The organism is Synechococcus sp. R6-7, from assembly GCF_047461695.1.
In the GTDB taxonomy this organism is placed as follows: Bacteria; Cyanobacteriota; Cyanobacteriia; order Thermostichales; family Thermostichaceae; genus Thermostichus.
Map to the genome: position 1 here is coordinate 1 of NZ_JANSHS010000511.1, position 3296 is coordinate 3296.

4 protein-coding genes are annotated in these 3296 nt (G+C 60.3%); all 4 read left to right on the forward strand.

Annotation, left to right across the window (positions count from 1 at the left end; all coding sequences use genetic code 11):
* The first annotated feature begins 340 nt into the window (after positions 1–340).
* The 4 genes from thrC (at position 341) to NW815_RS13560 (ending at position 3224) form a co-directional block, all read left to right on the forward strand.
* Positions 341–1681 carry a threonine synthase gene (thrC, locus tag NW815_RS13545; RefSeq protein ID WP_414390827.1) on the forward strand — a complete coding sequence of 447 codons (1341 nt, stop codon included), beginning with the start codon at positions 341–343 and terminating at the stop codon, positions 1679–1681.
* Positions 1682–1785: 104 nt separating this feature from the next.
* Positions 1786–2307, forward strand: a complete 522-nt coding sequence (locus NW815_RS13550; protein WP_011434359.1) for a fasciclin domain-containing protein — start codon at positions 1786–1788, stop codon at positions 2305–2307.
* Between the two features lie 36 nt (positions 2308–2343).
* On the forward strand, positions 2344–2619 hold the full coding sequence (locus NW815_RS13555; RefSeq protein WP_011434358.1) for a ubiquitin-like small modifier protein 1: 276 nt from the start codon (positions 2344–2346) through the stop codon (positions 2617–2619).
* Positions 2620–2645: 26 nt separating this feature from the next.
* Positions 2646–3224: a DNA-3-methyladenine glycosylase gene (locus NW815_RS13560; protein WP_011434357.1), complete on the forward strand. Its 579-nt coding sequence runs from the start codon at positions 2646–2648 to the stop codon at positions 3222–3224.
* The last annotated feature ends 72 nt before the right edge of the window (positions 3225–3296 follow it).

Consider the following 3296-nt stretch of genomic DNA (forward strand, 5'->3'; position numbering starts at 1 on the left):
GCTTAGCGGTCGGAGTCGGGTAGTTTACTTCCCAGCCTAAGTCACCTGATTGAAGAGTTGAAGAGACCTCAGGGCGCTGGGATCAGCTCCCCCAAGGCTGCCGATAGCAGGGGATCCCAGAGGAAAGGGCAGAGTCGCCCAAGGGATGTTGCGGCTCATACAAACACCAGACAGCCCGCCTGAGAGAGCCAAGCACCGATTCCATTATCCTCAACCGGATCTAATCCAGACTATTTTAGTCGGGTTTAGTTGACGCGGCAGATTGCGGGTGATAAGATTCCCCCCAACGATAGGTAAGTTCAATCCAGCGCCCACCCTTTCCTTCACCTTGAGGCTGCCCATGTCCCAAACTCTTTCCGAACGCCCGCTCAGCCCTGCCGATTCCCCGTTGGCCTCTGCCTTGCACAGCTCCAAGGTGGGCTTCAGCCGTTTGCGCTGTCGGGAGTGTGGCGCCGAGTATGAGCCGGTCGCCAAGCATGTTTGTGAGCTGTGTTTCGGCCCCCTGGAAGTGGCTTATGACTACGACTGGCTGAAGCGCACGGTTAGCCGTCAGAGCATCCAGGCCGGGCCGCATTCCATCTGGCGCTATCGGCCTTTTCTGCCGGTGACTTCTGAGAAGCCCATTGATGTGGGCACGGGCCTGACCCCTCTGATCAAAGCGGAGCGGCTGGGTCGGCGGCTGGGGTTAAAAAATCTTTACATCAAGAACGATGCCGTCAACATGCCCACCCTTAGCTTCAAGGATCGGGTGGTGTCGGTGGCGCTGACCCGTGCCAAGGAGCTGGGTTTTACCACCGTTTCCTGCGCCAGCACGGGCAATCTGGCCAACTCCACCGCTGCTATTGCCGCCCACGCCGGCTTGGACTGCACCATCTTCATCCCGGCGGACTTAGAAGCGGGCAAAGTGCTGGGATCCCTGATTTACAACCCCACCGTCATGGCGGTGGAGGGCAACTACGACCAGGTGAACCGCCTCTGCGCCGAGGTGGCGGATCGCTACGGCTGGGGCTTCGTCAATATCAACCTGCGCCCCTACTACTCGGAAGGCTCCAAAACCCTGGCCTACGAGGTGGTGGAGCAACTGGGCTGGCAACTGCCGGATCAGGTGGTGATCCCATTGGCCTCGGGATCCCTGTACACCAAGGTTTATAAAGGCTTCCAGGAGTTTGTGAAGGTGGGGCTGGTGGCGGATAAGCCGGTCGCCTTCCACGGCGCACAGGCGCAGGGCTGCGCGCCCATTGCCCAAGCCTTCCGCGAGGGACGGGATTTTGTCACTCCGGTTAAGCCCAATACCATCGCCAAGTCCATCGCCATCGGCAACCCTGCCGACGGGATCTACGCCCTGGAGATCGCCCGCAAAACCGGCGGCCAGATCGAGACGGCTGCCGATCCGGAGATTGTTGCCGGCATCAAGCTTTTGGCCGAGACCGAAGGCATCTTCACCGAGACTGCCGGCGGCACCACCATTGCCGTGCTCAAACACCTGGCAGAATCCGGTCAAATCGATCCGGAGGCGGTTACAGTAGCCTACATTACCGGCAACGGCCTGAAGACCCAGGAGGCGGTTCAACCCCACGTAGGCCATCCTCTGGTGATCTCGCCCAAGCTGGAGAGCTTTGAACAGGCTTTGGAGCGCGCCCGCACCCTAGAGCGGCTGGACTGGCAAGAGGCATCAGTATGAACTCGGTTTGCAGGGAAGACCCTCTCCATTGCCTCTTAACAGAATCTTAATGAAGAACTGTTAAGATCCCTGGCGTAGACCTATTGGCTCAGGAGCTTTGCACAATGCCTATCTTTCCTTCTGTTCAACGCCTTGTTCGCCGTTGGATCCCGTTGGCGGCTGTAGTGGCCCCGCTTGTCTTTGCTCCTGCGGCCCAGCCTCAAGGGCTAAACACCATTGCCGTTGAGCTGGAAACTTTGCCCAGCAGCTACTCGACGCTGGCGGCAGCTTTGCGGGCGACGGGCCTGAATACGGCGTTGGCAGGGCCGGGGCCGTTCACGGTCTTTGCCCCTTCCGATGTGGCCTTTGGGCAACTGCCGCCGGGTACGGTGGAGACGCTGTTGCAGCCGGCCAGCCGGGCTCAGCTCACCCGCATTCTCACGTATCATGTGGTGCCGGGGCGGATTACCTCGTTTGACCTGCGGCCCGGCCAATCGACCACTCTGACCACCTTGGCAGGGCTGCCGCTGCAGGTGCAGGTGGGATCCGATGGCAGCATCCGGGTCAACGGGGCTAACGTGAACCTGGCGGATATTCCAGTTTCCAACGGCGTGATTCACGGCATCGATGGGGTGCTGCTACCCTAGTTTTTTGATGTTGGTTAATGGACGAGGCATTGGGCTATGGCAGTCAAGGTGCTGATTCCCAACACGCTGCGGGCGCTCACCCAGGATCAGGGGGTGGTGAATTGCGAGGGATCCACCATCCGCGAATTGTTGGATGCTTTGGAACAACGCTGTCCGGGGATTAAGGCGCGGCTGTGCGATGAGAAGGGGGAATTGCGCCGCTTCGTCAACTTTTATGTGAACAGCGAAGACATTCGCTTCCTCAAGGGATGTGACACCCCTCTGCAAGATGGGGATGAGGTGAGCATCGTCCCTGCCGTTGCTGGGGGCTGAGGGCTGCCAAGCCTGCCGTGGACGCTGTGGAGTGGTTGAGCCAGCCGGCCCCGCTGGTGGCACCTGCCTTGCTGGGCATGGTTCTGGTGCGGCAATTTGCCGATGGGCTGCAGGTGCGGGCCCAGATCGTAGAGACGGAGGCCTACACGGCTGGGGATCCGGCCTGCCATGCCTACCGCCGCAAGACCCAACGCAACCAGGTCATGTTTGGCCCGCCAGGGCATCTCTACATCTATCGCATCTACGGCCTCTACCACTGTCTAAATATCGTTACCGAGCCAGAAGGGATCCCGGCGGCGGTTCTGATCCGGGCAGCTCAGTTGGATCGCCTGCCAGACTGGATCCCGGCCAACAAACAGAATCAGCCAGCACGGGCGGCGGCGGGGCCGGGCCTGCTCTGTCAAGCACTGCGCATCGACGGATCCCACAACGGCTGGCGGCTAGAGCGGGCGGAAGCCGGCCAGGAAGGCATTTGGCTGGAGGGATCCCCCTCTTGGCAAACGCAGTTGTCCATCGTCCAAACCACCCGCATCGGCATCACCCAAGGAGCCGAGATCCCCTGGCGCTGGTACATTGGTGGACATCCGGCGGTGTCGCGCTATTAGTGGGGGCAGGCGGACAATGCTCGCAGAAGGCAGTGGCTAAAGGACTGATACATTTACGCTGAACACTGCTGA

What these genes read in the sequence shown, in the direction of transcription:
- thrC (WP_414390827.1), top strand. Translation starts at nt 341, where the DNA reads ATGTCCCAAACTCTTTCCGAACGCCCGCTCAGCCCTGCCGATTCCCCG.
- NW815_RS13550 (WP_011434359.1), top strand. Translation starts at nt 1,786, where the DNA reads ATGCCTATCTTTCCTTCTGTTCAACGCCTTGTTCGCCGTTGGATCCCG.
- NW815_RS13555 (WP_011434358.1), top strand. Translation starts at nt 2,344, where the DNA reads ATGGCAGTCAAGGTGCTGATTCCCAACACGCTGCGGGCGCTCACCCAG.